The organism is Paeniroseomonas aquatica (assembly GCF_030409335.1).
GTDB classification, from domain to species: Bacteria; Pseudomonadota; Alphaproteobacteria; order Acetobacterales; family Acetobacteraceae; genus Belnapia; species Belnapia aquatica.
This window is the reverse complement of record NZ_JAUFPN010000174.1, coordinates 1-26,708: the sequence shown is the minus strand read 5'-3', so window position 1 is coordinate 26,708 and position 26,708 is coordinate 1. Positions and strand designations below refer to the sequence as shown.

General features: G+C 72.5%; 24 protein-coding genes and 1 tRNA gene. 13 read left to right on the top strand and 12 right to left on the bottom strand.

Going from position 1 to position 26,708, the window contains the following annotated elements; all coding sequences use genetic code 11:
* Positions 1 to 3: 3 nt before the first annotated feature.
* On the bottom strand, positions 4 to 3,168 hold the full coding sequence (locus QWZ14_RS18960) for an efflux RND transporter permease subunit (protein WP_290318381.1): 3,165 nt from the start codon (positions 3,166 to 3,168) through the stop codon (positions 4 to 6).
* 7 nt (positions 3,169 to 3,175) lie between these two features.
* Positions 3,176 to 4,306, bottom strand: a complete 1,131-nt coding sequence (locus QWZ14_RS18955) for an efflux RND transporter periplasmic adaptor subunit (RefSeq protein ID WP_290318380.1) — start codon at positions 4,304 to 4,306, stop codon at positions 3,176 to 3,178.
* 226 nt (positions 4,307 to 4,532) lie between these two features.
* Here QWZ14_RS18955 and QWZ14_RS18950 point away from each other — a divergent pair, with 226 nt between their 5' ends.
* The 4 genes from QWZ14_RS18950 to QWZ14_RS18935 all read left to right on the top strand — a co-directional run bounded on the left by QWZ14_RS18950 (position 4,533) and on the right by QWZ14_RS18935 (position 7,381).
* Positions 4,533 to 5,279: an SDR family oxidoreductase gene (locus QWZ14_RS18950; RefSeq protein WP_290318379.1), complete on the top strand. Its 747-nt coding sequence runs from the start codon at positions 4,533 to 4,535 to the stop codon at positions 5,277 to 5,279.
* Position 5,280: 1 nt separating this feature from the next.
* Entirely contained in the window at positions 5,281 to 6,636 is a 1,356-nt protein-coding gene (locus QWZ14_RS18945; protein WP_290318378.1) for a cytochrome P450, read from the top strand.
* Positions 6,637 to 6,713: 77 nt separating this feature from the next.
* Positions 6,714 to 6,974 carry a hypothetical protein gene (locus QWZ14_RS18940; protein ID WP_290318377.1) on the top strand — a complete coding sequence of 87 codons (261 nt, stop codon included), beginning with the start codon at positions 6,714 to 6,716 and terminating at the stop codon, positions 6,972 to 6,974.
* Positions 6,971 to 7,381: a hypothetical protein gene (locus QWZ14_RS18935; RefSeq protein ID WP_290318375.1), complete on the top strand. Its 411-nt coding sequence runs from the start codon at positions 6,971 to 6,973 to the stop codon at positions 7,379 to 7,381. Before QWZ14_RS18940 ends, QWZ14_RS18935 begins: the two co-directional genes overlap by 4 nt.
* On the opposite strand, the gene QWZ14_RS18930 is transcribed toward QWZ14_RS18935, so the two are convergent.
* From QWZ14_RS18930 to QWZ14_RS18900, 7 genes are all read right to left on the bottom strand, one after another.
* Positions 7,378 to 8,586, bottom strand: coding sequence for an ABC transporter substrate-binding protein (locus tag QWZ14_RS18930; RefSeq protein WP_290318374.1), 1,209 nt, complete (start codon positions 8,584 to 8,586; stop codon positions 7,378 to 7,380). The two genes, QWZ14_RS18935 and QWZ14_RS18930, sit on opposite strands and share 4 nt — an antisense overlap.
* 34 nt (positions 8,587 to 8,620) lie before the next feature.
* On the bottom strand, positions 8,621 to 9,829 hold the full coding sequence (locus QWZ14_RS18925; protein WP_290318373.1) for an ABC transporter substrate-binding protein: 1,209 nt from the start codon (positions 9,827 to 9,829) through the stop codon (positions 8,621 to 8,623).
* 30 nt (positions 9,830 to 9,859) lie between these two features.
* Positions 9,860 to 10,867, bottom strand: a complete 1,008-nt coding sequence (locus tag QWZ14_RS18920) for a branched-chain amino acid ABC transporter permease (RefSeq protein WP_290318372.1) — start codon at positions 10,865 to 10,867, stop codon at positions 9,860 to 9,862.
* 5 nt (positions 10,868 to 10,872) lie between these two features.
* Positions 10,873 to 11,745, bottom strand: coding sequence for a branched-chain amino acid ABC transporter permease (locus tag QWZ14_RS18915; RefSeq protein ID WP_290318371.1), 873 nt, complete (start codon positions 11,743 to 11,745; stop codon positions 10,873 to 10,875).
* A 5-nt stretch (positions 11,746 to 11,750) separates the two neighbouring features.
* Positions 11,751 to 12,455: an ABC transporter ATP-binding protein gene (locus QWZ14_RS18910; RefSeq protein ID WP_290318370.1), complete on the bottom strand. Its 705-nt coding sequence runs from the start codon at positions 12,453 to 12,455 to the stop codon at positions 11,751 to 11,753.
* Positions 12,445 to 13,227, bottom strand: a complete 783-nt coding sequence (locus QWZ14_RS18905; protein ID WP_290318369.1) for an ABC transporter ATP-binding protein — start codon at positions 13,225 to 13,227, stop codon at positions 12,445 to 12,447. Before QWZ14_RS18905 ends, QWZ14_RS18910 begins: the two co-directional genes overlap by 11 nt.
* Before the next feature lie 188 nt (positions 13,228 to 13,415).
* Positions 13,416 to 14,504 (bottom strand): TRAP transporter substrate-binding protein, encoded by a 1,089-nt coding sequence (locus tag QWZ14_RS18900; RefSeq protein WP_290318368.1) that lies wholly within the window; start codon positions 14,502 to 14,504, stop codon positions 13,416 to 13,418.
* A gap of 136 nt (positions 14,505 to 14,640) precedes the next feature.
* On the opposite strand from QWZ14_RS18900, the gene QWZ14_RS18895 reads away from it, so the two are divergent.
* Genes QWZ14_RS18895 through QWZ14_RS18885 form a run of 3 tightly spaced genes read left to right on the top strand, consistent with a single transcriptional unit; the run spans position 14,641 to position 16,651 of the window.
* The gene (locus QWZ14_RS18895) at positions 14,641 to 15,126 is read left to right on the top strand and encodes an MOSC domain-containing protein (protein WP_290318367.1); all 486 of its coding nucleotides are present in this window, start codon (positions 14,641 to 14,643) and stop codon (positions 15,124 to 15,126) included.
* Positions 15,127 to 15,149: 23 nt separating this feature from the next.
* Complete coding sequence (locus tag QWZ14_RS18890) at positions 15,150 to 16,070, top strand: PDR/VanB family oxidoreductase (RefSeq protein ID WP_290318366.1); 921 nt, start codon at positions 15,150 to 15,152, stop codon at positions 16,068 to 16,070.
* The gene (locus QWZ14_RS18885) at positions 16,067 to 16,651 is read left to right on the top strand and encodes a helix-turn-helix domain-containing protein (protein WP_290318365.1); all 585 of its coding nucleotides are present in this window, start codon (positions 16,067 to 16,069) and stop codon (positions 16,649 to 16,651) included. The genes QWZ14_RS18890 and QWZ14_RS18885 overlap by 4 nt, the downstream gene beginning before the upstream one ends.
* A gap of 31 nt (positions 16,652 to 16,682) precedes the next feature.
* Here the strand turns inward: QWZ14_RS18885 and QWZ14_RS18880 are convergent, their stop codons facing one another.
* On the bottom strand, positions 16,683 to 17,279 hold the full coding sequence (locus tag QWZ14_RS18880) for a hypothetical protein (protein WP_290318364.1): 597 nt from the start codon (positions 17,277 to 17,279) through the stop codon (positions 16,683 to 16,685).
* A complete protein-coding gene (locus QWZ14_RS18875; RefSeq protein WP_290318363.1) occupies positions 17,276 to 18,514 on the bottom strand; it encodes a CaiB/BaiF CoA transferase family protein in 1,239 nt (412 codons plus the stop codon). Before QWZ14_RS18875 ends, QWZ14_RS18880 begins: the two co-directional genes overlap by 4 nt.
* A gap of 164 nt (positions 18,515 to 18,678) precedes the next feature.
* On the opposite strand from QWZ14_RS18875, the gene QWZ14_RS18870 reads away from it, so the two are divergent.
* The 6 genes from QWZ14_RS18870 to QWZ14_RS18845 all read left to right on the top strand — a co-directional run bounded on the left by QWZ14_RS18870 (position 18,679) and on the right by QWZ14_RS18845 (position 25,730).
* On the top strand, positions 18,679 to 19,299 hold the full coding sequence (locus tag QWZ14_RS18870) for a GNAT family N-acetyltransferase (protein ID WP_290318362.1): 621 nt from the start codon (positions 18,679 to 18,681) through the stop codon (positions 19,297 to 19,299).
* 35 nt (positions 19,300 to 19,334) lie between these two features.
* Positions 19,335 to 21,287 (top strand): alpha/beta hydrolase domain-containing protein, encoded by a 1,953-nt coding sequence (locus QWZ14_RS18865; RefSeq protein ID WP_290318361.1) that lies wholly within the window; start codon positions 19,335 to 19,337, stop codon positions 21,285 to 21,287.
* A 116-nt stretch (positions 21,288 to 21,403) separates the two neighbouring features.
* Positions 21,404 to 22,621, top strand: coding sequence for an acyl-CoA dehydrogenase family protein (locus QWZ14_RS18860; protein WP_290318360.1), 1,218 nt, complete (start codon positions 21,404 to 21,406; stop codon positions 22,619 to 22,621).
* Between the two features lie 59 nt (positions 22,622 to 22,680).
* Positions 22,681 to 22,757 (top strand) — tRNA-Arg (locus QWZ14_RS18855).
* Between the two features lie 164 nt (positions 22,758 to 22,921).
* Entirely contained in the window at positions 22,922 to 24,484 is a 1,563-nt protein-coding gene (locus QWZ14_RS18850) for a DUF1800 domain-containing protein (RefSeq protein WP_290318359.1), read from the top strand.
* A 16-nt stretch (positions 24,485 to 24,500) separates the two neighbouring features.
* Entirely contained in the window at positions 24,501 to 25,730 is a 1,230-nt protein-coding gene (locus QWZ14_RS18845) for a DUF1501 domain-containing protein (RefSeq protein ID WP_290318358.1), read from the top strand.
* A 19-nt stretch (positions 25,731 to 25,749) separates the two neighbouring features.
* On the opposite strand, the gene QWZ14_RS18840 is transcribed toward QWZ14_RS18845, so the two are convergent.
* On the bottom strand, positions 25,750 to 26,708 hold a 959-nt coding region (locus QWZ14_RS18840; protein WP_456307255.1), incomplete at its 5' end, for a capsular polysaccharide export protein, LipB/KpsS family.

Below are 26,708 nucleotides of genomic sequence, written 5' to 3'. Positions count from 1 at the left end.
GGGTCACTCCGCCGGGGCAGGCTTGGGCGCGGCCGGGTGCGGCAGCGGCAAGGCGGGTTGTTCGGGATTGCGCATCCCGGCCTCGATCGCCGCCTTGGGCAGGGCGAAGCGGGAATAGAGGATGGGCAGCATGACCAGGGTCAGCACCGTCGCCGTCACCAGCCCGCCGATGACCACGATCGCCAGCGGCCGCTGGATCTCGGCGCCCGGCCCGGTGGCGAAGAGGAAGGGCACCAGGCCGAAGGCGGCGATGGTCGCGGTCAGGATCACCGGCGTCATCCGCCGGCGCGCGCCCTCCATCACCGCATCCAGCAGCGACAGGCCCTCCTCGGCGATGAGGCGGTTGATGTAGCTGACCAGCACCACGCCGTTCAGCACCGCGATGCCGACCAGCGCGATGAAGCCGACCGAGGCCGGCACCGAGAGGAACTCGCCCGAGGCCCAGAGCGCCACGACGCCGCCGATGGCGGCAAACGGCACGTTGCAGAAGACCAGCGCCGCCTGCCGGGCCGAGTTGAAGGTGAAGTAGAGCAGCAGGAAGATCAGCGCGAGGGCGATCGGCACCACCACCGCCAGCCGGGCGGAGGCGCGCTGCTGGTTCTCGAACTGCCCGCCCCACTCGAGGCGGTAGCCGGGCGGGATCTCGACCTGGGCCTTCACCGCGGCCTGGGCCTCGGCGACGAAGCCGACCAGGTCGCGGCCGCGGACGTTGGCGAGCACCGTCGCGTAGCGCTGGGTGCCCTCGCGGATGACCTGGATCGGGCCTTCTTCCTCGGCGATGCGGGCGACCTGGGAGAGCGCGACGGTGCGGCCGCCGGGCAGGGCGAGAACCAGCCGCTGCAGGTCGGAGGCGGAGCGGCGGAGGCTGCCCTCGCCGCGCAGCATCAGCGGGATGCGGCGTTCCTGCTCCAGCACCAGCCCCATGTCGCGGCCATCGACCCAGACCCTGAGCGCCTGCTGCACGTCCCGGACGTTGAGGCCGAGCCGGCCGGCGGCGAAGCGGTCGATCTCGACGCGCAGGTACTTCATGCCGTCGTTGCGCAGGCCGAAGACCTCGGAGGAGCCCTGGATACCCTTCACCGCCTCCTCGACCTTGCGGACCAGGGTGTTCAGCTCGCCGATGGAGTAGCCGAAGATCTTCACCACCACGTCGCCGCGGGCGCCGATGATCATTTCCTGGACGCGCATGTCGATCGGCTGGTTGATGGCGTAGGAGATGCCGGGGAAGACATCCAGCACCTTGCGGACCTCGTCCATGACGAATTCGCGGTTCTTCGGCTCGCGCCATTCCTTCTGCGGGGCGATGGTCAGGAACAGGTCGCTGTCGTTCAGCCCGACCGGGTCGATGCCCAGCTCGTCGGCGCCGGCGCGGCCCATGATGCCGCGCACCTCCGGAACGCGCTTCATGATCTCGCGCTGCAGCAGCAGGTCGGTCTCGGCGGCCTCGTCGACGCTGATGGTCGGGTGCTTGCGCAGCGTGATGACCGGGGTGCCCTCGTCCATCACCGGCATGAAGGTGGAGCCGATCTGGGTGAAGAGCACGCCGGCCAGGACCAGCCCGGCGATGGCGCTGCCGCCGACCTTCAGCGGGTTCTTCATCGCCCAGGCGAGCAACGGGTCGTAGCCGCGGTGCAGCTGGCGGATCAGCCAGGGGTCCTTGGCATGGTTGCCGGCCTGGAGCAGCGTCGCCGCCAGCGCCGGCACGACGGTGAGCGAGATGAGCAGCGCGGCGCAGAGGGCGAAGATGATGGTCAGCGCCACCGGGCCGAAGAGCCGGCCCTCGAGGCCCTGCAGCGAGAGCAGCGGCAGGAAGACGGTGACGATGATGATGACGCCGGAGACCAGCGGCACCGCCACCTCCCGCACCGCCTCGGCGGTCGCCTGCAGCCGGGCCCGGCGGTCGGTGCGGCCCTCCATGGTGGAGAGGCGGTGCGCCGCGTTCTCGACCACCACCACGGCGCAGTCGACCAGCAGGCCGATGGCGATGGCCAGGCCGCCGAGCGACATGATGTTCGCGGACAGCCCGTAGAGCGACATGATGCCGAAGGTCGAGAGCACCGCCAGCGGCAGCGAGAGCGAGACGACCAGCGCCGCCCGCCAGTTGCCGAGGAAGAGCATCAGCAGCACCACGACCAGGGCGATGGCCTCGAGCAGCACCTTCTGGACGGTCCAGACCGCCTTCTCGATCAGGTCGTTGCGGTCGTAGAAGACCTCGATCTTCACACCCTCGGGCAGCTGTTTCTGGATCTCGTCCAGCTTCGCCGTCACGCCGTTCACCACGGTGCGGGCATTGGCGCCGCGCAGGCCGAGCACGATGCCCCAGACCGCCTCGCCGTCGCCGTTGCGGGTGACCACGCCGTTGCGGGCCAGCGCGCCGAAGCGGACGTCGGCGATGTCGGCGATGCGGACCACGCCGGTCGGGTGGGCGACCACGACGATGGCGCGGATGTCCTCCAGCGTGCGGATGCGGCCCTCGGCGCGGACCAGCAGCGCCTCCTCGCCGTCGCGGACGCGGCCGGCGCCGTCGTTGCGGTTGTTCTGCTGCAGCACCTCGGCCAGCATCGCGGTGGTGATGCCGCGCGCGGCCATCGCCGCCGGGTCGGGGGCGACCTCGTAGGTGCGGACATGGCCGCCGAGGGTGTTGATGTCGGCGACGCCCGGCAGGCCGCGGAGCTGCGGCCGGATGGTCCAGTCCATCAGGGTGCGGCGCTGCATCGGCGAGAGGCTGCCGCCCTCGAGGGTGAACATCAGCATCTCGCCCAGCGGCGTCACCACCGGGGCGAGGCCGCCGGAGACACCGTCGGGGAACTGGCTTTCCAGGTCGTCCAGCCGCTGGTCCACCTGGGTGCGGGCCCAGTAGATGTCGGTCCCCGGCGCGAATTCGAAGGTCATCAGCGCCGTGCCGTAGCGGGTGATGGAGCGGATGCTGGCGAGGTTGGGGATGCCCTTCATCGCCAGCTCGGTCGGGTTGGTGACCTGGGTCTCCAGCTCCTCCGGCGGCAGGCCGGGGGCCTGCATGGCGACCAGCACCTGGGTCGGCGAGACGTCCGGGAAGGCGTCGATCGGCAGCTTGCGATAGGCGTCGACGCCCCAGGCGATCAGCCCCAGGGTGGCGAGCGCGACGATCAGGCGCTGGCGCAGCGCCAGCCCCACGAGCTTCATCAGCATGTTGCGGTCAGCCCCCGTAGACTTCGGTCAGTTCCGCCAGCAGGGACAGGATCCCGCGGGTCGCCACCTGGTCGTCCGGGGCGAGGTTGGCGCGGATGGACACGATGCTGGCGGTTTCCGAGATTACCACCACGGGACGGGCGCGGAAGCCCTGCTGGGTGCGGAGGAAGACCCAGGACTGCCCGGCATGGCGCACCACCGCGCCCGAGGGCAGCCGCCACTGCGGGGTGCCGTTGGGCCGGAGCGCGACGCTGGCGCTGACCACCTGGCCGGGGCGGACCGCCTCGGCGCCGTCGGTGACCTCGACGATGGCCGAGAGCGACTGGGTGGCGGGGTCGACGCTGCGGCCGAGCCGCACCACCTCGCCCTGGGCCGGGGTGCCGGGGACGCTGACCCGGGTGCCGGGCGAGATGGCCGCGGCCTGGGCGAGCGGCATCTGCAGGGTGATCCAGAGCGGGTCGAGCCGGCCGATGCTGAACAGCGGCGCCGCGGCGGCGATGCGCTCGCCGGCGGTGGTGCGGATCTCGAGCACCACGCCATCCTCGGGCGCGGTGACGATCAGCGCCGGGGCCATGACCCGCTTTTCCTTGAGCTGCCGCAGATCGGGCTCCGACATGCCGAGCAGCGCCATCATCTGCTCGCGCTCCTGCAGGGTGGTGCGGGCATAGTCGTAGTCGGCCCGGGTGGTCAGCAGGCGGCGCTCGGCGATGATGCGCTCGCGGTGCATCTGCTCGTCGCGCCGCAGCCGCTCGGCCGCCAGCTTCTCGGCCGAGAGGGCCTGGAGATAGGTGCGCTGGGCCTCCAGCAGGTCGGTGCTGCGCAGCCGGGCGATGGGCTGGCCGGCGGTCACCGATTCGTTCGGCCCGACCAGCAGGGCCTCGACCAGGCCGGCGGCGGGGGCGGCGACGACGCGGAGCTGCTGCGGCGGGACGCTGACGGTGCCGGGCAGCACGGTCTGGGTGGTGCCCGCGTCGGCCTCGACGCGCGTCACCTCGATGCCGGCGGCGCGGTACTGCCGGTCATCCAGGCGGATGGTGACCTCGGTCGGCGCCGGCTCGGCAGCCGGCGCTTCCCTGGCCAGGGTCATGGCCAGCAGGACGGCACACGCGAGAAAGGGTGCGCCAATACGAGTTTGCACGGTCTAAGCCTCCGATGGGACGGGAGGCGCACGGCTCAGCGCCCGATTGCGCACCAGCCGCCGGAGCGCTAGCGCATCGGCTCAACAGGTCCCCGCATCCTGGGGGACGCGCCACCTTTGGGGGTGGTCTGCAGCGCCGGCCGACCCCGCAAAGATGGACGAACCGTAAGGTTTTTCAACCCCCGCCGCGTGCCCTATGCATCACGCAAACGCGAAGGAGTTCCCGATGATCGTTCTCGTCACCGGCGCCACGGCCGGCTTCGGCCTCAGCATCGCCCGCCGCTTCGCCGCCGACGGGGCCAGGATCATCGCCGTCGGGCGGCGGCGGGAGCGGCTGGAGGCGCTCGCGGCCGAGCTGCCGGGCCAGGTGCTGCCCCTGGCGCTGGACGTGACCGACCGGGCCGCGGTGGCCGCGGCGATCGCCGGGCTGCCGGCCGATTGGGCCGCCGTCGACCTGCTGGTGAACAACGCCGGCATGGCCCGCGGGCTGCAGCCGGCGCAGTCGGCCGACCTCGACGACTGGGAGGCGATGGTCGACACCAACGTGAAGGGGCTGATGTACGTCACCCATGCGGTGCTGCCGGGGATGGTCGCACGCGACGCCGGCCATGTGGTGAACCTCGGCTCCACCGCCGCCGAATGGCCCTATCCCGGCGGCAACGTCTATGGCGCGACCAAGGCCTTCGTCCGCCAGTTCAGCTACAACCTGCGGGCCGACCTGCACGGCACCCGGGTGCGGGTGACCGACGTGGAGCCGGGGCTGGTGGGGGGGACCGAATTCTCCACCATCCGCTTCGGCGGCGATGCCGAGAAGGCGGCCGGGGTCTATGCCGGGACCGACCCGCTGACGCCCGAGGACATCGCCGATACCGTCCACTGGGTGGCGACCCGGCCGGCCCGGGTGAACGTGAACCTGGTGCAGGTGATGCCGGTGGTGCAGAGCTTCGGGCCGCTCCGCATCCACCGCGGCTAGCTTGGGCCACTTCGTCCCGCCCTATCCGGACCGCCCGACCGCAAGGCTGCCCCTGCCGGAGCTGCTGGCGCGGGCCCGGCGCAGCTTCCTCGAGGTCTGGCAGGACGGGCATTTCGCCCAGGAGGTGATCCCGACCCGGGTGCTGGCGCAGCGGATGCTGATCTGCAACAGCCCCGCCAGCGTGCAGCAGGCCTTCATCGACAACCCGGCGGCGCTGGAGCGGAAAAGCCCGCAGATGCGGCACGCGCTGGAGCCGCTGCTGGGCGACGGGCTGTTCATCTCGGACGGGCTGGTCTGGAAGGAGCGCCGCCGCACCGTCGCCGCCGTGACCCATCCCTCCCGCCTCGCCGGGCTGGTGCCGGTGATGACCGCGCTGGCCGCGGAACGGCAGGCCGCCTGGCGGGCCCTGCCCGCGGGGGCCCCGCTCGACGTGCTGGCGGAGATGGGCCACCTGACCGCGGAGGTGATCTGCGCGACGCTGTTCGGCCGCCGGCTGGGCGGCGCCGGGGCGGCGACCGTGGTGGAGGCCTTCCGCCGCTACCAGGGGCGGGTCGGCAACATCGACCTCGCCTCGCTGGCCGGGCTGCCGGACTGGTTCCCGCGCTTCCGGGCTGGGCTGACGCCGGAGGTGCGGCGCATCCATGCGGTGGTCGACGGGCTGGTGGCCGGCGCCCTGGGAAGCGGCGAGGCCTCGCTGATCAAGGCCATGGCGGGCGCCGCGCTGCCCGGCAGCGGCCGGCCGATGGATGCCACCGCCTGCCGCAACGAGGCGGCGACGCTGTTCATGGCCGGGCACGAGACCACCGCTAACATGCTGGCCTGGTCCTTCTACCTGCTCTCCCAGGCGCCGGCGGCCGAGGCGCGGCTGGCGGCGGAGGCCCGCGCGGTGCTCGGCGGCCGGGCGGCGGGGTGGGAGGACCTGCCGAAGCTCCCCTATGCCCGGGCGGTGCTGGACGAGGCGCTGCGGCTCTACCCGCCGGTGCCGCTGCTGGCGCGGCAGGCGCAGGCGCCGCTGGAGATCGCCGGCCATGCGGTGGACCGCGGCATGCTGGTGGTGGTGGTGCCCTGGCTGCTGCACCGGCATCGCAGGCTGTGGACGGAGCCGGACGCCTTCGCGCCGGAGCGCTTCCTGCCGGAGGCACCGGAGCGGGTGCGGCACAGCTACATCCCCTTCAGCCTGGGGCCGCGGGTCTGCACCGGCATGGGCTTCGGCCTGGCCGAGGGCGTCATCATGCTGGCGACGCTCTGCCAGGAATTCCGGCTGCGGCTGGCGCCGGAGGCCCGGGTCTTCCCGGTCTGCCGCCTCACCCTCAGGCCGGGGGAGCGGCTGCCGATGCTGCTGGAACCGCGGGGCTGAGGGTGCATCGGCACGCCGGCGTCACCATATCGCCGCTGTCGTGCCTCGCCGATCCAATGCGTCCAGGGAGGCACCGCGTGTCGAACCGAATCCAGACCGAGGACATCGTCTTCCGGCACCCCTTCTCGCTCCGCGGCTGGGCCGAGCTGCAGCCCGCGGGCACCTACGTGCTGGAGACCGAGGAGGAGCTGGTCGAGGGCCTGTCCTTCCCGGCCTGGCGCCGCGTCTCGACCACCATCACCCACCGGCCGGGCCGGGCGCAGGCGGTGGTGCAGATGCTGCCGGTGGACCCGCAGGACCTGGCCCGGGCCCGCGCCGCGGACGCGGGGCGGCCATGACCGACACCGACGCCTATGCGCTCCAGCGATCCGACCTGAACGGCTTCCTCTTCGCCCAGGTCGGCGAGGAGACCAGCGGCAACCCGCTGAGCGTCCTCTCGGTGCTGGCCCGCCTCGGCCTCGACCCCTGGCAGGAGGCAAGGCGCCTGGCCAGCCTGCCGGCGCGGGCGGCGGTGGAGGGCTTGGCGCAGGCCATCGCCGGCATGCCGGCCAGCCCCTGGCCGCTGCCCGATGCGACCGTGATCGCCGAGCGGCTGGTCGGGCTGCTGCCGCGGCACCCGGCCAGGGTCGGCCCGGCGCGGCTGCAGCCGCAGGGCGCGGCCAAGCCGGCGGCGCGCCGGCTGGCGCTGGCGCTGCTGGTGGCGGCCGCGGTGCTAAGCACGCTGGCGCTGCGCTTCGCCGGCTAGATCTTCGCGCCCTCGATCAGCCCGCCGAAGCCTTCCCAGGTGGTGCCGGTCCAGCGCCGCAGCTGCATCTGGCGGATCGGGTGGAAGTTGTCCGGCGCGGTATTCACCAGGATGCCCGGCAGCAGGGTCGGCACCTCGAGCGCCTTGAGGCCGGCGACCTGGCGCATGATGGACTCGCGGGCGAAATTGCCCTCGCACTGCTTCAGCACCTGCATCAGCGTGCTGGCCACCCCATAGGCGAAGGGGAAGCTGCCGTCCTTCAGGTCCCCGTCGGGGAGGTACTTCGCCATGAAGGCACGCCATTCGTTCATGCCGGCGTCGTTGGCCCAGGCCGGGTCGGTCGGGTCCTTCAGGTAGGCCGAGGTGATGATGCCGATGCCGCGCTCCGGCCCGGCCGGCTCCATCACCGTGCCGACGCTGATCGAGACATTGGTGAGGTAGTGCAGCGGCTTCCAGCCGACATCGGCGACGCGGCGGATGGTCTGGGCCGCGAATTTCGGCGTGGTCGCGGTCAGCAGCACGTCGGCGCCGCTGCCCTGGAGGGAGACGACCTGGCTGTCGATGGTCGGGTCGGTCGCCTCATGCGAGATGGCGCGCACCACGCCGTCGAAGCGGGGGCCGAGGATGTCGCGCACGCCGGTGACGTAGTCCTTGCCGAAGTCGTCGTTCTGGTAGAGCAGCGCCAGCTTGGCGTTCGGCTTCTGCTCCAGCATGTGCTTGACGTAGATCTGCGCCTCGGTCCGGTAGCTGGGCTGCCAGCCGATGGTCCAGGGCGTGTCCTGCCAGGTGCCCCACTTGTCCGCGCCGGTGGACAGGAACAGGTGCGGCACGCGCCGCTGGTTCATGTAGCGGACGATGGCGCTGTTGCTGGCGGTGCCAAGCGGATTGAACAGGAAGGCGACCTTGTCCTGCTCCACCAGCCGCCGCGTCTGCTCCACCGTCTTCGGCGGGCTGTAGCCGTCGTCGTAGGTGATGAAATTGATCCGGCGGCCGCCGACGCCGCCCTGGTCGTTGACCATGCGGAAGAAGGCGGTATGCGACCGGCCGATGCTGCCATAGGCGCTGGCGGGTCCGCTGTAGGGCATGGTGTTGCCGATGCGGATCTCGCTGGCGGTGACGCCGGGCAGATCCTGCGCCCGGGCGCCACTGGGGGCTATCGCCGGCGCGGCGAGCGCGCTGGCCAGAAGCATGCGGCGGTTCAGCATGATCGTTGTCCTCCCTGTCGTGGTGCGGCGAAGGCTACACGTTGGCGCCCTCGATCACGCCGCCGAAGCGGACCCAGGACTTGCCGTCCCAGCGCTGCAGCTGCATCTGGCGGATCGGGTGGTAGTTGGCCGGGCCGGTGCTGACCTTCACGCCGGGCAGCAGGGTGCCGATCTCGAGCGGGGCGATGTTCGTCGCCTGCTTCATGATGTTGTCGCGGGAGAAGTTGGTGCCGCACTGGCGCAGCACCTGGATCATCGTGCTGCCGGCGCCGTAGGCGTAGGTGTAGTTGTTGTCGCCCAGCTCCCCGTCCGGGATGTAGCGGCGCATGAAGTCGCGCCATTCGTTCATCCCGGCGTCGTCGGCCCAGCTCGGGTCGGACTGGTCCTTGCGGTAGTCCGAGGTGATGAGGCCGATGCCCTTCTCGACCCCTGCCGGCTGCATGACGATGGAGCCGGAGACCGAGACGTTGGTCATGAACATCATCGGCTTCCAGCCGATGTCGAAGACCTTGCGGATCGCCTGCGCGGCGAAGCGCGGGATGATGCCGCAGATCAGCACGTCGCAGCCCGAGGACTGCAGCGTCACGATTTGGCTGTCGATGGTCGCATCCGTCGCCTCATGCGAGACCAGCTTCACCACCGCGTCGAAGCGGTCGCCCAGGATGTCGCGGACGCCGTTGACGTAGTCCTTGCCGAAGTCGTCGTTCTGGTAGAGCAGCCCGATCTTGGCCGCCGGCTTCTGCTCCAGCGCGTATTTGGCGTAGATCTGCGCCTCGGTCCGGTAGCTCGGCTGCCAGCCGATGGTCCAGGGATACTCCTTCGGCTGGGCCCATTTGTCGGCCCCCGTCGCCAGGAACAGGTGGGGCACCTTGCGCGAGTTCACGTAGCGGTGGATGGCGCTGTTGGTCGGCGTGCCGAGCTGGTTGAACAGGAAGGCGACCTTGTCCTGCTCGACCAGCCGCCGGGTCTGCTCCAGCGTGCGCGGCGGCTGGTAGCTGTCGTCGTAGACGATGAAATTGACCTGCCGGCCGGCGATGCCGCCCTGGTCGTTCAGCCGCTTGAACATCGCCGTTAGGCAGCGGGAGATGACCGAATAGGAGGAGGCCGGGCCGGACAGCGCGTTGGTGCTGCCGATGCGGATCTCGGTCGCCGTCACGCCCGGGGCTTCCTGGGCGGCGGCGATGGCGGGGGCAGCCAGTACGGCGGCGGTTCCGGTCAGCAGGGCACGGCGGTTGATGGTCATGGTCATTGTCCCGGGTTCTCGTTTGCTTGGTTATCGGCCGCGCAGTTTCGCGGCGATTCGGCGCAGCAGGCCGGCGAAGCCATCCGGCAGGATGAAGAGGAAGGCGATGAGGATGATGCCGTAGATCACGCCGGGCGCGGCCTTCGAGATCGCCTCGGCGATGTTGGGCACGAAGAGCACGAACAGCCCGCCGAAGAGCGAGCCCAGGATGGAGGCGACGCCGCCCACCACCATGCCGACGAAGAGGGTGATGGAGACACCGAAGGTGAAGCTGTCGGGGGCCACGAATTCCACCGCGACGGCCGAGAGCGAGCCGGCGATGCCGGTGATCATCGCGGAGGTGGCGAAGGCGCGGGTCTTAAGCGTGGCGGTGTCCATGCCCATGGCCTCGGCCGCGGTCGGATGGTCGCGGGTCGCCATCAGCGCCCGGCCGATGCGGCCGCGGATGAGGTTCCAGGCCAGCAGGAAGCAGGCGGCGGCGATGCCGACGGTGACCAGGTACATCCACTGGTCCGCGGTGATGGCCAGCGGCAGCCAGGTGGGCGGCTCCGGCTTGGTGATGAACAGCCCCTGCACGCCGCCGGTCCAGTCCTCGATGGCCTTGTGCTTGAGGATCTGCGGCACCGCCACCGCCAGCGAGAAGGTGGTCAGCGCCAGATAGAGCCCGCCCAGCCGCAGCGCCGGGAAGCCGACGCCGTAGCCCACCAGGCCGCAGATGGCGGCGGAGGGTGCCAGCGTCGCCCAGAAGGACCAGTCGAGGTGCGACATCAGTATCGCGGTCACATAGGCGCCGACCGCGAAGAAGGCGCCGTGCCCCAGCGAGATCTGCCCGTTGTAGCCGCTGACGATGTTCAGCCCGAGCACCGCCAGCGCCATGATGACCGCCATGGTGAGCTGGAACAGGTGGAAGCTCTCCAGCAGGAACAGCGGCAGGACGGCCAGCGCCACGCCGGCCAGCACGAAGGCCAGCCGCTGCCAGGCCGAGGTCGCCGGCCGGGCCGAGGCGGTGGAGAGGGGGAGGACCAGGTTCTCGCTCATCGCCCCTACACCCGGCTCGTCACGACGCGGCCGAACAGGCCGGAGGGCCTGACCACCAGCACGCCGATGATGATGGCCAGCGCCACCGTCAGCTTCAGCTCGGTGCCCACCACATAGGCGCCGGCCAGGTTCTCCAGCACGCCGACGGCGAAGCCGCCGATGACCGCGCCGGAGGGATTGTCGATGCCGCCCAGCAGCGCCCCGGCGAAGGCATAGAGCAATATCCCCAGCATCATGGTGGGGTCGAGGAAGACCACCGGCGCCACCATCATCCCGGCCACCGCGCCGATCGCCGCCGCCAGCCCCCAGCCGAGCGCCAGCATCCAGCCGACGCGCACGCCGACCAGCCGGGCCGAGCGCGGGTTGTAGGCCGCCGCCCGCATCGCCAGGCCGAGGCTGGTATAGCGGAAGAACAGGAAGACCAGCGTCAGCACCACCAGGGTCACCGCGGTGCTGCCGAGCTCATGCGCCGAAACCAGCCCGCCCATGATCGGCTTCTCCGAACTGAAGGGGGTGGGGAAGACCTTGGTGGTATAGCCGAAGACCCAGCCGGTCAGGTTGCCGACGATCAGCAGCAGCCCGATGAAGACCCCGACATGCGTCAGCACCGGCGCATTCTGCACCGGCCGCAGCAGTATCCGCTCGACCAGCACGCCGATGACGAAGGAGACGACCACGGTGCCGAAGAAGGCGACCCAATAGGGCATCCCCGCCTGCACCATGGACCAGGCGATGAAGGTCGAGAGCGTCGCCATCTCCCCTTGCGCGAAGTTCACGTGATGCGTCGCCTGGTAGATCATGACCAGCGCCAGGGCGACCGAGGCATAGATGCCGCCCGTGGCGATGCCGGCGATGACCTGATGTGCGAGACCATCCATGGTGCTCAGTATCCCAGGTAGGAGCGGCGGATGGATTCGTCCTGGCGGATCTCGGCCGCCGGGCCGGAGACGACGATGCGCCCGGTCTCCAGCAGGTAGGCCCGGTCGGCGAGCTCGAGGGCGAGGTTGGCGTTCTGCTCCACCAGCAGGATGCCGACGCCGCCCTCGTCGCGGATGCGGCGCATGATGCCGAAGATCTCCTGCACGATCAGCGGGGCGAGGCCGAAGCTCGGCTCGTCCAGCAGAAGTAGTTTGGGCCGCAGCAGCAGCGCCCGGGCGATCGCCAGCATCTGCTGCTCGCCGCCCGAGAGCGTCCCGGCCTGCTGCTTCCAGCGCTGCTTGAGGCGGGGGAACATCCCGAACATCCGCTCGAAATCCGCCTGCACCTCGCGGTCCCGGCGGGTATAGGCGCCGAGGCGGAAATTCTCCTCGACCGAGAGCTCCATGAAGGTGCCGCGGCCGTCCGGGACATGCGCCAGGCCGCGGCGGACGATGTCCTCGGTGGCGCGGCCGTCGATCCGCTCGCCGTTCAGGGTGATCTCGCCCTCGGTGCGGATCATCGCGCAGATGGCCCGCAGCGTGGTGGTCTTGCCCGCGCCGTTGGCGCCGAGCAGGGCGGTGACCCCGCCGTCCTCGACCACGAAGTCGAGCCCGTGCAGCACATGGGTCTGGCCGTAGCCGGCCCGCAGCCCCTTGACCTCAAGCAGCATGCGCGGGCTCCGCCTCGGCGCCGAGATAGGCGCGGATCACCTCCGGGTCGGCCCGCACCTCGTCCGGCGTGCCGTCGGCGATCTTCTTGCCGAAGTCGAGCGCCACCACCTTGTCCGAGACCCGCATCACCAGGTTCATGTGATGCTCGACCAGCAGGATGCTGAGCTCGAAGTTGCGGCGGATGTCGCGCAGCAGGGTGGCGAGGCCATCGACCTCGCCATGGTTCAGCCCGCCCGCCGGCTCATCGAGCAGCAGCAGCTTCGGCCGGCCGATCAGGGCGCGGGCCATCTCGACCCGCTTCTGGGTCCCGAAGGGCAGCGCGGCGACCGGCACCTCGGCCACCGATTCGAGGTCGAGCAGCGAGAGCAGCGACCGGGCATGATCCTCGGCCGCGGCCTCCTCCCGCCGCGCCACCGGCAGCCGCAGCGCATTGGCGAGGAAGCCGGCGGCCCCTTGGGCATGGGCGCCGGCCAGCACGTTCTCCCGCACCGTCATGCTGCGGAACAGCGCCAGATTCTGGAAGGTGCGGCCGAGGCCGAGCGGGGCCATGCGATGGCGTGGCAGGCCGGTCGTCCCCTGGCCGGCGAAGCGGACCTCGCCCTCGGTCGGCTTGTAGATGCCGCTGATGACGTTGAAGAGGGTGGTCTTGCCGGCGCCGTTGGGGCCGATCAGCCCGCAGATCTGGCGTTCCTCCACCGCGAAGGAGACCCCGGCCACGGCGGTGACGCCGCCGAACCGGACGATGACGTCACGAACCTCGAGCAAAGCCATGCGTCAGCGACCCCCGCCATGGCGGCGGATCGCGCGACGCAGCGGCGAAGGACCTTGTCGGCCTGCCATGCACCCCCCTTGTGGCGGGCCGTTGCCCCTCAGGGGCCGGCCGCCGTTCTTTCCAGACGGCCGGCATTTGAGCGGGCAAGACGGGGGATGCGCAAGCACCAAAGCGTTAGGGTTCGGCCTCAGCGGCCCTGCTGGCGCCGCAGCCGCAGCATCATGCTGTCGAAGGCGTAATCCGAGACCTGGTGGTAGGCGTAGTGGCGGTCCCGGAAGGCCACCTGGCTGTCCAGCAGCTCCCTGAACTTCGGATTGGCGGCAGAAAGCTCGGCGAAGACCTCCTGGGTCGCACGGTGGAGGGTATCGACGACCTCGTTCGGATAGGCCCGGAGCTGCACGCCGTCGGCGACCAGCCGGTACAGCGCCTCGACGTTCTTCCAGTCGTATTGCGCCAGCATCCAGGTGGTGGCGGCGGTGCAGGCGGTCTCGATCGCGGCGCGGTAGGCGGCCGGCAGGGCCTGGAATTTCGGCAGGTTGACGAAGGCGTGGAAGACCGCGCCGCCCTCGCCCCAGCCGGGGTAGTAGTAGTAGCGGGCAACCTTGTTGAAGCCGAGCTTGGCGTCGTCGTAGGGGCCGATGTACTCGACGCCGTCGATGGTGCCGCGCTCCAGCGCCGGGTAGATGTCGCCGGGGGCGATCTGCTGCGGGATGACGCCGACCTTGGCCATGACGTTCCCGGCCAGCCCGGCGACCCGGAATTTCAGCCCGCGCAAATCCTCGGCGGTGCGGATCTCCTTGCGGAACCAGCCGCCCATCTGGTTGCCGGTATTGCCGCAGGGCAGCGCGTGGATGTCGAAGTCCTTGTAGACGCCGTTCAGCAGCTCGTTGCCGCCGCCATGGAAGAACCAGGCATGCTGCTGGCGGACGTTCAGCATGAAGGGCACGGTGGTCGAGAAGGCGAGCGCGCTGTTCTTGCCGGTGAAGAACAGCCCGCCGGAATGCGCCATCTCGACGCTGCCCGCGCTCACCGCATCCATGGCCTGGAGGCCGGGCACCAGCTCCCCGGCCGGGAAGGGGGTGATGCGGAAGCGCCCGTCGGTGATCTCGCTCACCATCCGGCACATGTACTCGCTGGTCGAGTAGGTGACGTCGAGCGCCCGGGGGAAGCTGCTGGTCAGCCGCCAGCGGATCTCGGGCAGGCCCTGCGCCAGGGCCGGGGCGGCGAGGGCCACCGGCGCGGCGGCGCCGGCGGCAAGCATGAAGCGACGCTGCATCGAAGGGTCTCCCGGCGGCCAGTCGCCGGGGCAGTGCAAACCCGGTGCCACCGCCATGCCGCTTGAATGCGCCTCCCCGCCATGGCATCTGGCTGTCCACCGGGCAACCTGTTGCCCAATGCGGGAGCATATCGTCATGTCCGTGTCGCCGACCTGGCTGGGCACCGTCGCCCATCTCCACATCACCGCCCGCGCCTTCCTGCCGATGCGCGGGATGGAGGCGATCGAGTTGGTCGCCGGCCGCGGCATCCTGGGCGACCGCTACATGCTCGGCACCGAGGAGGGCTTCTACTCGGCCAAGCCCGAGGACGGCCGCCAGATCACCCTGTTCGAGGAGGAAGCGCTGGAATGCATCCGCCGCGACCACGGGATCGAGCTGCTGCCCGAGGAGCACCGCCGCAACGTGACCACGCGCGGGGTGCCGCTGACGCATCTGGTCGGCCGCCGCTTCAAGCTGGGCGACTGCCTGCTGGAGGCGACCCGGCTCTCCATCCCCTGCCGGCACATCGAGGAGATCCTGGAGAAGCCGGTCTTCGACCCGATGATCAACCGCTCCGGCCTCAATTGCCGCATCCTCGAGGGCGGCACCGTGCGGCTCGGCGACGCCATCCGCCCGGTCTGACAGGGCATCTGACAGGGCAACTGATGCGGCACATCCGGACCATCCTGCGGGCGGCCGAGCCGGCCGGGCCGGGCATCCGCCTGCTCACCCTGATGGACCCGGACGGCTGGCCGCTGCCGCGGTTCCGCCCCGGCGCGCATCTCGACCTGCACCTGCCGGAGGGCCGGGTGCGGGCCTATTCGCTCTGCGGCGACCCGGCGCGGCAGGACCGCTGGCTGGTGGCGGTGAAGCGGGAGGCAGAGGGGCGCGGCGGCTCCGCCTACCTGCACGACGGGCTGGCCGTCGGGGATGCGGTGGCGACCTCGCTGCCGCGCTGCACCTTCCCCCTGGCGCCCGGCGCGACCCGGCATGTCTTCATTGCCGGCGGCATCGGGGTGACACCCTTCCTCTCGATGGCGGCGGCGCTGGACCGGGCCGGGGGCGACTACGTCCTGCACCTGCTGCACCGGGACGGGGTGCCGCTGCCCGCGCTGCTGCCGCCGCGGAGCGTGCTGCACGACACCCGCGGCGGGCGCCCTGCCCTGCCCGGGCTGCTCGGGCCGCCCGGCCCCGGCATCCAGGCCTATTGCTGCGGCCCGGCCGGGCTGATCGAGGCTTTCGCGGCCGCCACCGCCGGCTGGCCCGCCGGCCAGGCGCAGGTCGAGCATTTCGTCCCGCCGCCGCTGCCGCCGGACCCGGAGGCGCGGCCCTTCACCCTGGTCCTGGCGAAGTCGGGCCGCAGCCTGGCGCTGCCGGCCGGCGCGCCGCTGCTGCCGGCGATCCGCGCCCTGGGCGCCGAGGTCGAGGCCAGCTGCGAGGGCGGCATCTGCGGCGCCTGCCGGGTGCGCTGGCTGGAAGGCCCGCCGGTCCACCGCGACCGGGTGCTGCGGCCGGAGGAACGCGCGACCGACCTCATGGCCTGCGTCGCCGGCTGCGCCGGGCCGCGGCTGGTGCTCGACCTGTGAGCGGCGCCGCCGCCCCAGCCGCCCGCGGCCCCGGGGCCGGCGTGCTCGGCCCGCAGCTGCGCCGGCTGCGCCTGGGCCGGGGGCTGACCCTCGATGCCCTCGCCGAGGCGGTGGGGCTGGACAAGGGCTACCTTTCGCGGCTGGAACGCGGGCAGAAGGCGCCGTCGGTCGCCAGCCTGCTGCGGCTCTCGGCCGCCCTGGCGGTGCCGGTGGCGGAGCTGCTGGGGGAAAGCCTGCCGGCCGATGCGGTGCGGGTGACCCGCGCCGCGGCCCGCCGCCGCGGCCCCGGGGACCCGGCGGCGCATGCCCTGGAGATGCTGACCGAGGGCCGCGGCCCGCTCGCCGCCTTCATCATCCACCCGGCCGCGGCCTTCGCCGAGGACGGGCCGCACGAGCATGCCGGCGAGGAATTGCTCTACGTGCTGGCCGGCCGCATCGAGCTGGCCTTCGCCGACCGCAGCCTGCTGCTCGGCAGCGGCGATGCGGTGGAATTCGCCGGCCACCTGCCGCATCGGCTGCGGCGGGTGGGGACGGCGCCGGCGGCGGTGCTGGTCGCGGTGGCGCGCGACCCGCGGGGCTGACGCCGGCTGGCGCCCTCCCCGGTCGCTCAGGTCACCAAGCGTCTTCGCGGGCGGCGGCGGCCACCTTGTGGAAGCCGCCGATGGCATCGAAGGTCTGCTGCGCGATCTCGGCGGCCGGATCGGTCAGCCTGGCCACGATCAGGTAGAGCCGCCCGCGCCCGGCATTGGCATGCGAGGCGGCGTGGAACAGCTCCGCAGTCGGCGGCGCCTCGTACTTGATCAGGGCCTCGTCCTTCAGGGGACGGCTGCCGATGCGCTTGGTGTCGTACCATTGGCGCAGCGCATAGGTCGCGCCATCGGTCGGGTCGCGGCCGAAAGCGCCGGGATTGGTGCGGTCGAGCGGCGTGTAGGAGGCGGATTTGTCGATCAGCCGCAGGTTGAAGTCGAGCCCCGCGGTAATGCCTGCGGGGCGCAGGGTGACGCGCCATTCGAAGGCGCCCTTCACCGGCTCCAGCGCCGCCGCCGCATCCGGCTTGAAGGCGTTGCGGGCGCCCTTGTAGCGCTCGTCGGTGGCCAGGGCGCGGGCCCATTGGGCGAACAGCGCCTGGACGTCGTTGCGGTTCTCGATCGGCTGCAGGCGCAGCATGTCGAGGACGGCGGGGGCTTCGGTGGTCGGGGAATCGCTCATCGGCGGCGTGTATCCACCAGCACGCCAGAGGATCGCAAGGCTGCGAGCTCGGCGGCGGAAAAACCGTTCTGGGACAGCACGCTGTCGGTGTGCTCGGCGTAGCGCGGCGGTTCGGAGCGGGTGCCACCCGGGGTGCGCGACAGCTTGATCGGCGTACCGAGACCCCGGTAGGCGCCGAGTTCGGTCACCATGGCACGGTGCGCGGTATGCGCCGCGTCCATGGCTTCATCCACATGCAGCACCGGCCCGGCCGGCAGGCCGGCGGCGAGCATGCGGCGGGTCAGCTCATGCCCGTCCTCCTCGGCGAAGCGCGCGTTCAGCACCTCGGTCAGCGCGTCGCGGTTGACGACGCGGGCGCCGTTGGTGGCGAAGCGCTCGTCCTTCGCCATCTCGGGGAAGCCGAGGAAGTCGCAGAACTTGCGGAAGGCCGGGTCATTGCCCGCGGCGACGAAGATCTCGCAGGTGCGAGTGCGGAACTTCGAATACGGCGCCAGGTTGGGATGCGGGTTGCCGGTCGCCTTCGGCTGCTTGCCGTTCAGGAAGAAATTCGCCGCATGGGGGTGCAGCAGGGCCATGCCGCAATCATGGAGCGTCATGTCGACGTATTGCCCGAGGCCGCTGCGCGCCCGTTCCTGCAACGCCATCAGGATGCCGATGCTGCTGAACAGGCCGGTGGCGATGTCGACGATGGGGTTGCCCAGCCGGGTCGGCCCGCTATCCTCGGTTCCATTGATCGACATGAGTCCGACCATCGCCTGGAGGACGGCGTCATAGCCGGGGAAACCGCCGAGCGGGCCATCGGCGCCGAAGCCGGAGACGCGGCAATGCACCAGCGCGGGGAAGCGGGCCTTGAGCACCGCCTCGTAGCCCAGGCCCCATTTCTCCATGCTGCCCGGCTTGAAATTCTCGATCAGCACGTCGGCGCCGTCGAGCAGCCGGAGCAGCACCTCGCGCCCCTCGGGCTTCGAGAGGTCGAGGCCGACCGAGCGCTTGTTGCGGTTCACGCCGACGAAGTAGCTGGCATCGCCGGCCTCGTTGAAGGGCGGGCCCCAGTCGCGGACCTCGTCGCCCTGCGGCGGCTCCAGCTTGATCACTTCCGCGCCATGATCGGACAGCACCATGGTGCAATAGGGTCCGCCGAGCACGCGGGTCAGGTCGATCACCCGAAGGCCAGCGAGCGCGCCGGCGGAAGCGGCCAGGCCCTTGCCCTTAACGGCGGGTGTTGCGTCGGTCATCCAGTCGCTTTCCTTTACTCCGCCGCAGGCGTCGCGGCTTTCCCGGACCGTCGGGCTGGCAAGGCGGCCCGGCGCCGCCGCCCGGTCGAAGGTCCGATGCCATCCCTCTGTAATCCGAACCCGGCTTTTGTGCGAATTTCCTGCCGGGCACCGGGCTGCAAGTCTTGAGCAGCAGGGAGTCCACGGCGGCGCCAACGCCGCTCGTGCTCGAAGGCTCCCGGCTGCGGCTGCGTCCCTGGCGGCCGGAGGATCTCGCGCCGCTGGCGGCGCTGCAGGCCGATCCGGCGGTGATGCGGCATTTCCCGGCGCGGCTGAACCGCGCCGCGAGCGACGCCTGGGCCGCCGCGCTGACGGCGCACATGGATGCCCATGGCTGGGGCTTCTGGGCGGTGGAACGGCAGGCCGCACCCGGCCTCGTCGGGGTGGTCGGCCTGCTGCACCTGGCCTGGGAGCCGCCCTGGGACCCCGGCTTCACCCCGGCGGTCGAGATTGGCTGGCGCATCGCCGGGCCCTTCCAGCGCCAGGGTTATGCCGAGGAGGCGGCGCGGCTGGCGCTGGATGCCGGCTTCGGGCCGATTGGGCTGCAGGAGGTGGTGGCCTTCACCGTGCCGCGCAACGCGCCCTCCTGGCTGCTGATGGCCAAGCTCGGCATGCGCCCGACCGGGACCTTCGAGCATCCGCGGCTGCCGGAGGGCCATCCGCTGCGGACCCATCTGCTGTACCGGATCACCCGGCGGGACTGGCGGGTGCAGCAGCGGGCCCGGGCCTTGCCGAACCCCGCCTAGCGCCGCAGGCTGCGGCCGGGGAGGACTTGGATCCGATGCGCATCCTGACCGCGGGCCTGCTGGCCGCCGGCGTCGCCATGGCCGCGCCGGCGCCGGCCGAGGTGATCCGCTTCGTGCCCGAGGGCGCCGCCACGCCGGCCTTCGGCGGCGAGGCCTTCGGGGCGGCCGGGGGCTATGTGCGGATCGCCGGCAAGGCGACCCTGTCGGTGGACCCGGACGATCCGCGGAACCGCTTGATCGCCGACCTGGAGCTGGCGCCCCGCACCGCATCGGGGCGGGTGGAGGCGGTGGCCGAGGTGGTGATCCTGCGCCCCGCCGACCCGGCCCGGGGCAACGGCACCCTGCTGCTGGAAGTGCCCAACCGGGGCCGCGAGATCCTCGGCCAGCTGATGGACGACACCGCCGCGGCGAATGCGCTGGCCGCTGGCACGGCGGCCGGCAACGGGCACCTGCTGCGGCAGGGCTATACCCTGGCCTGGGTCGGCTGGCAGGCGGACCTGCCGCCCGGGGGCGGGCTGCGGCTCGCGGCGCCGGTGGTGCCGGGCGTCACCGGCCCGTCGCGGGAGGAATTCCTGTTCGACCACCGCCAGTCCCCGGTGACGGTGCCGCTGACCTATCCGGCCGCGGGGCCCGAGGGTGCCACGCTGACGGTGCGGGCCCAGGCCGGGGATGCGCGGCAGACGCCGCCCGGGCTGGGCTTCCGCTTCCTCGACCCGCAGCGGGTCGAGATCACCCGGCCGGAGGGCTTCGACGCCGGGGCGCTGTACGAGCTGATCTACACGGCCAGGGACCCGGTGGTGCAGGGGCTGGCCTTCGCCGCGGTGCGGGACGTGGCCACCTTCCTGCGGCGGGACCGCAGCGAGGCCAACCCGCTGGCGGCAGCGGCCGGCGCGCGGCCCGCGGTGGACCGGGCGGTGCTGGCCGGCATCTCGCAATCCGGCCGCTTCGTGCGGGACTACCTGTACCAGGGCTTCAACGAGGACGAGGCCGGGCGGCAGGTCTTCGACGCCATGCTGGCGCATATCCCGGGCACCCGCCGCACCTTCACCAACGCCCGCTTCGCCCAGCCGAGCCGCAACCCGACCCCGCACGGCGACCGGCTCTATCCGGCGGATCAATTCCCCTTCACCTACGCGGTGACGGAGGACCACCTCAGCGGCCGGCGGGATGGGCTGCTGCTGCGCTGCCGGCTGACCGGCACCTGCCCCCGCATCATGCAGACGGACAGCGAATACGAGTTCTGGGGCGCCCGGGCCTCGCTGCTGGTGACCGATACCCGGGGCCGCCACCTCGACCTGCCGCCGGAGGTGCGGGCCTACCTGATGACCGGGCATCCCCACTTCGCCGCCGCCCAGGCCGTGGCGGGGCGGATCGACCGCTGCGCCCTGCCGGTCAACCCGCTGCACGCGGGCGGGCCGATGCGGGCGCTGCTGGCGGCGCTGGAGGCCTGGACGCGGGACGGGGTGGAGCCGCCGGCCAGCCGCTACCCGATGCGGCGGGACGGCACGCTGCTGCCGGCCGCCGGGCTCTACCCGGCCATCCCGGCGCTCGGCGACCAGGGGGCCCATGGCCCGGCGCAATGGGTGGATGCCTCGGTCCAGCCGCCGGTGGTCAAGGGCGAGTATGCGGTGCTGCTGCCGCGGGTGGACCCGGATGGCAATGCGGTCGCCGGGCTGCGGTCGCCGGCGATCGAGGTGCCGAAGGCCACCTATACCGGCTGGAACCCGCGCGCGGCCGGCTTCGCGCCGGGGGCGCTGTGCTACAACACCGGGGCGGTGCTGCCCTTCGCCGCGACCAGGGCGGAGCGCGAGGCGGCAGGGGACCCGCGGCCATCGCTGGCCGAGCGCTACCCCGGGCCGGGCGACTACGCCGCGGCGGTGGAGGCGGCGGCGGCGCGGCTGGTGGCGGAACGGCTGCTGCTGCCCGAGGATGCGGCGGCCATGGGCCGGGCCGCCGCGGCGGACCGCCTCGCCCGGCTGCGGCCCTGAGGCCATCGCCCTTGATGTGGTCGGTCGACCGTGCATATCCGTTTTGCCGGCCGGTGGCGCCATGCTAGCCTCCCGGCAAGACCGGGGAGCCACCCCGTGCGAGGGAGGGAACGACGATGGCCGCCGCCGAGCTCGGACAGCTGGAGCCGCAACGCTCGAAGGCCCTCTCCTGCGCCGGGCCGGTCGAACGCGCCCGGGCGCTGATCCCGCTGCTGGAGGCCGCCGGCCCGGCGATCGAGGCCGGGCGGCAGCTGACGCCCGAGGTGCTGGAGGCGCTTCGCGCCAATGACTTCTTCCGCCTGCTGACCGCCCGCGGCATCGGCGGCCAGGCCCTCTCCCTGGTGACCTTCGCCGAAATCTGCGAGGCGCTGGCGATCGGCGACCCGAGCACCGCCTGGTGCGTGAACCAGGGCAATGTCTCGAGCCTCACCTCCTCGACCTACCTGGCGCCGGAGGTCGGCCGCAGCCTGTTCGGCGGCCGCGACCAGGCGCTGGCCTGGGGCGCGCAGCACAACCAGGCCGCGGCGGTGGTGGTGCCGGGCGGGTTCCAGGTGACCGGGACCTGGGACTTCGCCAGCGGCAGCCGGCATGCGACCACCCTCGGGGCGCATGTGCCGGTGAAGCTGGCCGACGGCACGCCGCGCATCGGGTCGAACGGCAAGCCGGAATTCGTCACCGTGCTGTTCCCCCGGGGGGCGGCGCGGATCACCGAGGACTGGTCCGCCATGGGACTGCGCGGCACCGGCAGCGACACCTACGCGCTGGACGGGGTGTTCGTGCCGGACAGCCACGCCTGCTTCCGCGACCGGCTGGAGGGCCGGCAGGAGCACGGCACCGTCACCGCCTTCACCTCCCACCTCTGCTACGCCACGGGCTTCGCCGCCACCGCCCTGGGCACCGCCCGCGGGATGCTGGACCGCTTCATGGCCCTGGCGCGTGGCAAGACCGCGCGGGCCGGGGCGCAGGCGATGGCCGAGAACCACGCCATCCAGTCCCAGGTCGCGCAGCTGGAGGCCAAGCTGCGCAGCGCCCGGATGTACCTGCTAGGCACGGTGGGCGAGGCCTGGGCCGAGGCCGCGGCGACCGGCGGCCTCTCGCTCGACACCCGCATGGCGATGCGGCTGGCGACCACCAGCGTGATGGGGGAGGCGACCGAGGTCTCGGTCGCCTGCTACCGCGCTGCGGGCACCACCGCGGTGCTGGAATCCCAGCCCTTCGAGCGGCGCTTCCGCGACGCGCTCTGCATCTCCCAGCACCTCCAGGCGACGCCGGCGCACCTCGAGATGGTGGGCCGGCACCTGCTGGGCGTGCCGCAGGCGGCGCAATTCGTCTGACGCCGGGCGGCAGGAGGGGGCTTTCTTTGGGGGGCGGTCTGGGCTATTGGGATGGAGCGGGACCCGTAGCTCAGCTGGATAGAGCGTTGCCCTCCGAAGGCAAAGGTCGTACGTTCGAATCGTATCGGGTCCGCCATTCCTTCCAATGGGTTAGACGGCTGCGGCCTCGCTTGTTGGAACCTCCTGCCGGCATGGTTCCGCGCAACCTTTCATGACCAGGGCCTGAACCGGGTTTCACCCCTGCGGCGATCGGATCGTGCTATCTTCGCGCACCGGTATGCTCCAGGAGGCGAGGCGGGGATGATCCAGGCTGCTCCGATCGCCGAGGCAGGCGCCCGTCGCTTCCTCGCCCGTGCCGCCTATGGCGCCTGCCCCGGGGAGGCCGCCGCCCTCGCCCGCCACGGCATCCCGGCCTGGCTCGACCGGCAGCTCGCCCTGCCGGCCGAGGAGCCCGCGCTCGAGGCCCGGATCGACGGGCTGCTCATCCCGATCCGCTACGCCCCCGGCCCGGGCGAGCAATTCACCGACGAACGCCGCCCGCCGGTCACCCTGCGTCAGTCGCAGGCCGAACGCTGGCCGCTCGCGGACCAGCGGCCCGGCTACCGGATGCCCGCGGCGGAGCGGGACCGGCCACGGCTGGAGCTGACCCTGGTCACCCTGCTCCGCAAGACCGCCGCCGAGGCCCAGCTGCGCGAGCGCCTGGTGGAGTTCTGGCACGACCACTTCAGCCTCGCCTTCCAGGCCGACAGCCGCGTCGCGGTGTCGCTACCGGAGCACGACCGGCGCATCCGCGCCCATGCCCTGGGCTCCTTCCGCGCCCTGCTGGAAGCCATGGCGACAAGCCCGGCCATGCTGGTCTACCTCAACAACCACAGCTCCCGCGCCGGCGCCCCGAACGAGAACTACGCCCGCGAGCTGCTGGAGCTGCACACCCTCGGCCAGGCCGCCTATCGCGGCAGCGCCCGCAGCGGCCGCGACGTGCCGCAGCTGCCGGATGGCCGCCCGGCCTTCTACGTGGATGCCGACGTCTGGGAAGCCGCCCGCGCCCTGACCGGCTGGAGCATCGCCGCCGGCCAGGCCTTCGACGGGCTGCGGACCCTGCCCCGCACCGGCGAGTTCGCCTATGTCGCCGCCTGGCACGACCCCTACCAGAAGCGCTTCCTCGGCCGGGACCTCGACCCCTTCGCCCCGGCCATGGCGCATGGCCGCGCGGTGCTGGATGCCCTGGCCGAGCACCCCGCCACCGCGCGCTTCCTCTGCACCAAGCTCGCCCGCTTCCTGCTCGGCGACCCGGTGCCGGCCGCCGCCGTCGCCCGGGCCGAGACGGCCTTCCGCCGCCACGCGGCGCGGGACGACCAGATCGCCCAGGCGGTGCGCGCCCTGCTGGCGGGGCCGGAGGCGCTGGACCCGGCCCCGGCCCGCATCCGCCGGCCGCTGGACGTGGTGGCCGCCGCCGCCCGCGCCCTCGCCCTGCCGTTCACCCCGACCCCCGGCCTGATCGGCCAGATGGCCCTGGCCGGCCAGCTGCCCTTCGGCTGGGGCCCGCCGGATGGCCAGCCGCTGGACCCGGAGGGCTACCTGGGGGCCACAGCGCTCCGCGCCCGCTGGGGCATGGCCATCGCCCTCGCCCGCAACAGCGGCGGCACCGGCCTGTCGCCGCTCTATGCTCCGCTGGCCCAGACGCCGGTCGCCGAGGTTGCGGCCCGGCTGGCCGAGGCGGCGCTCGGCCCGGCCGGGGCCGCGGTCGGGGCCGCTGTCGCCGGGGTCTGGACGGCGGCCGGCCGCTCGGCGCGGCCCGGGCCGGCCGAGGTCGCCGAACTGGCCGGCTGGGTGCTGACCGCCCCCGCCTTCCAAACCGCCTGAGCGAGGGAGACCGCAGATGGCTTTCCACCTCGGCCGCCGCCACCTGCTGCGCGCCGGACTCGCCACCGCCGCCCTGCCCGGCCTGCGCCGCCTCGCCTTCGCCGAGGAGCCGGCCGCCGCCCGCCCGCTGCTGGTCCTGGTCAACCTGCGCGGCGGCATGGACGGTCTGCATGCGCTCTCGCCGGCGGATGACGCGGATTTCGTCGACCTCCGGGCGGATGCGCTGCGCACCGCGGCCAGCGGCCCGCGCGCCGGGCACCGGCTGGAGGCCTCGTCCGCCATCGACTTCCGCCTGCATCCGGAGGCGGCGCCGCTGTTCGAGATCTGGCGCGACGGCCGCATGGCGATCTGGCCGGCCGCCGGCGTGCCGCAGGCGACCCGCAGCCACTTCGAGGCCCAGGCGATGATGGGCCTCGGCCTGGCGCTGCGGGCCGACCCCGGCGGCGCCACCGGCTGGCTCGCCGCCTGGGCGGCGGGCGCGGCCGAGGCGCCGGTCACCGCGCTCTCGGCCCAGGGCGGGCTGGCGCCGGAGCTGCGCGGCGCCCGCCAGGGCCTCGGCATCGCCAGCCTGGCGGATGGGCTGGCGCCCCCCGGCGGCCCCTTCGGCGCGACGATGCTGGAAGCCCTCCACCGGGACGACCCAGGGGATGGCCCAGGGGATGGCCACGGCCTCGCCGCCCGGTCGGGGCGGGAGGCGCTGGCCGGGCTGCGCAGCATCGACATCCTGCTGCCGCGCGATGCCGCGGGCCGGCCGCAGGTCCAGCCCGCGGCGGCCTACGCGCCGGCCCGGGAATTCGGCCGGGCGCTGGCGGTGGTGGCGCAGGTGGCGGCGCTGAACCCGGCGCTGGTCGCCGCCACGGTGGACCTCGGCGGCTGGGATACGCATGAGGGCCAGCCGGGGCGGCTGGCCGACCGGATGCGGGTGCTGGCCCAGGGGCTCGGCGCCTTCGATGCCGAGATCGCCGGCCTGCCGTGCCGCTGCACGGTGCTGGTGGTCAGCGAGTTCGGCCGGCGGCTGCGGTCCAACCGCAGCCTCGGCACCGACCATGGCCGGGCCGGGGTGATGCTGGCCTTCGGCACCCGTGGCTTCGGCCTCGGCCGGCACTTCGGCGCCTGGCCGGGGCTGGCGCCGGACCTGCTGGACGAGGGGGTGGACCTCCGCGTCGCCACCGACTACCGCGACGTGGTCCGCAGCGTGGTCGCCGACCTCGCCCCGACCCTGCCGCCGCCCTTCGTGCGGAGCTGAAGCTCAGCGCCGCCCCCCTTCAGCGCTGCCAGAGCCCGAAGCGGCGGCACTGCTTCAGCCACCAGCCCATGTAGCGCCAGCCCAGCACCGCCGCCCGCCGCCCCGGCGACGGCCGCGGCCAGGCGGCGCGGTCGGCCAGCCGGTCCAGCAGCAGCTCCGGGCCGCAGGGCAATTGGCTGACCGGGTCGAGGTAGCGGGGGTAGCGGATCAGCGCCCCGGCGACGAGGGCATCGAGGCTGAGCGCCCGGCCGCGCCGCGGCGGCGGCTCCATGTCCGTGGTCAGGCCCCAGCCGGCGTAGAAGGGCATGCCCCAGGTGGTGACGGCGAGGCCGCGCAGCAGCGCCTCGAACCCCGCCAGGCTGGTGATGCCGTGCACCGCCTCGACCTCGGCGAAGAGGCCGCCGATATCGCCGCCGGCGACCACCGCATCGGCGCAGCGCAGCGCGGCGCGGCGCGGGACATAGCCGCGGCGGTAGCCGGTCTCGACATCCGGGTGCGGGCGGAAGACCAGGAAGGCCTCGGGCTCGGCCCGGCGCACGGCTTCCAGCAGCCCGAGGTTGGTCCGCACCCGGCCGGCGCCGAGGGCGATGGAGGCATCGTCCTCCACCTGCCCGACCACCAGGATGCGGCGGCGCCCGGGGCTGGCGGGCAGCCGGGGCGGGCGGCGGCGCAGGTTGTACTTGGTCAGGCCGCGCGCCACGATCGCCCGGCGCAACGCCGCGGCGCGGGCGAGCAGGGGCGCGTCGAAGGCCTCCTCCGCCAGGATGCGCTCGAGCGCCGAGGGCTGGCGGGGGTCGTAGTGCGGCCCCAGCGCATCGACCGCCAGCGAGGCGGAGGGAATGAAATCCACCCCGAGGCCGACCGAACGCAGGAAGCCGTCCTCCACCCACAGCAGCGGGATGCCGGCGGCGGCGCAGCGGCCGGCCAGCCCCGGCGCGGCGCGGCGGGCCTCGGCGGCGATGCCGGCGGCCTCGCCGG

Excerpts from the sequence above, each read along its gene's own strand:
- QWZ14_RS18960 (WP_290318381.1), bottom strand. The coding sequence starts at position 3,168 with ATGCTGATGAAGCTCGTGGGGCTGGCGCTGCGCCAGCGCCTGATCGTC.
- QWZ14_RS18950 (WP_290318379.1), top strand. The coding sequence starts at position 4,533 with ATGATCGTTCTCGTCACCGGCGCCACGGCCGGCTTCGGCCTCAGCATC.
- QWZ14_RS18935 (WP_290318375.1), top strand. The coding sequence starts at position 6,971 with ATGACCGACACCGACGCCTATGCGCTCCAGCGATCCGACCTGAACGGC.
- QWZ14_RS18930 (WP_290318374.1), bottom strand. The coding sequence starts at position 8,586 with ATGCTGAACCGCCGCATGCTTCTGGCCAGCGCGCTCGCCGCGCCGGCG.
- QWZ14_RS18925 (WP_290318373.1), bottom strand. The coding sequence starts at position 9,829 with ATGACCATCAACCGCCGTGCCCTGCTGACCGGAACCGCCGCCGTACTG.
- QWZ14_RS18920 (WP_290318372.1), bottom strand. The coding sequence starts at position 10,867 with ATGAGCGAGAACCTGGTCCTCCCCCTCTCCACCGCCTCGGCCCGGCCG.
- QWZ14_RS18915 (WP_290318371.1), bottom strand. The coding sequence starts at position 11,745 with ATGGATGGTCTCGCACATCAGGTCATCGCCGGCATCGCCACGGGCGGC.
- QWZ14_RS18910 (WP_290318370.1), bottom strand. The coding sequence starts at position 12,455 with ATGCTGCTTGAGGTCAAGGGGCTGCGGGCCGGCTACGGCCAGACCCAT.
- QWZ14_RS18905 (WP_290318369.1), bottom strand. The coding sequence starts at position 13,227 with ATGGCTTTGCTCGAGGTTCGTGACGTCATCGTCCGGTTCGGCGGCGTC.
- QWZ14_RS18900 (WP_290318368.1), bottom strand. The coding sequence starts at position 14,504 with ATGCAGCGTCGCTTCATGCTTGCCGCCGGCGCCGCCGCGCCGGTGGCC.
- QWZ14_RS18895 (WP_290318367.1), top strand. The coding sequence starts at position 14,641 with ATGTCCGTGTCGCCGACCTGGCTGGGCACCGTCGCCCATCTCCACATC.
- QWZ14_RS18890 (WP_290318366.1), top strand. The coding sequence starts at position 15,150 with ATGCGGCACATCCGGACCATCCTGCGGGCGGCCGAGCCGGCCGGGCCG.
- QWZ14_RS18880 (WP_290318364.1), bottom strand. The coding sequence starts at position 17,279 with ATGAGCGATTCCCCGACCACCGAAGCCCCCGCCGTCCTCGACATGCTG.
- QWZ14_RS18875 (WP_290318363.1), bottom strand. The coding sequence starts at position 18,514 with ATGACCGACGCAACACCCGCCGTTAAGGGCAAGGGCCTGGCCGCTTCC.
- QWZ14_RS18865 (WP_290318361.1), top strand. The coding sequence starts at position 19,335 with ATGCGCATCCTGACCGCGGGCCTGCTGGCCGCCGGCGTCGCCATGGCC.
- QWZ14_RS18860 (WP_290318360.1), top strand. The coding sequence starts at position 21,404 with ATGGCCGCCGCCGAGCTCGGACAGCTGGAGCCGCAACGCTCGAAGGCC.
- QWZ14_RS18850 (WP_290318359.1), top strand. The coding sequence starts at position 22,922 with ATGATCCAGGCTGCTCCGATCGCCGAGGCAGGCGCCCGTCGCTTCCTC.
- QWZ14_RS18845 (WP_290318358.1), top strand. The coding sequence starts at position 24,501 with ATGGCTTTCCACCTCGGCCGCCGCCACCTGCTGCGCGCCGGACTCGCC.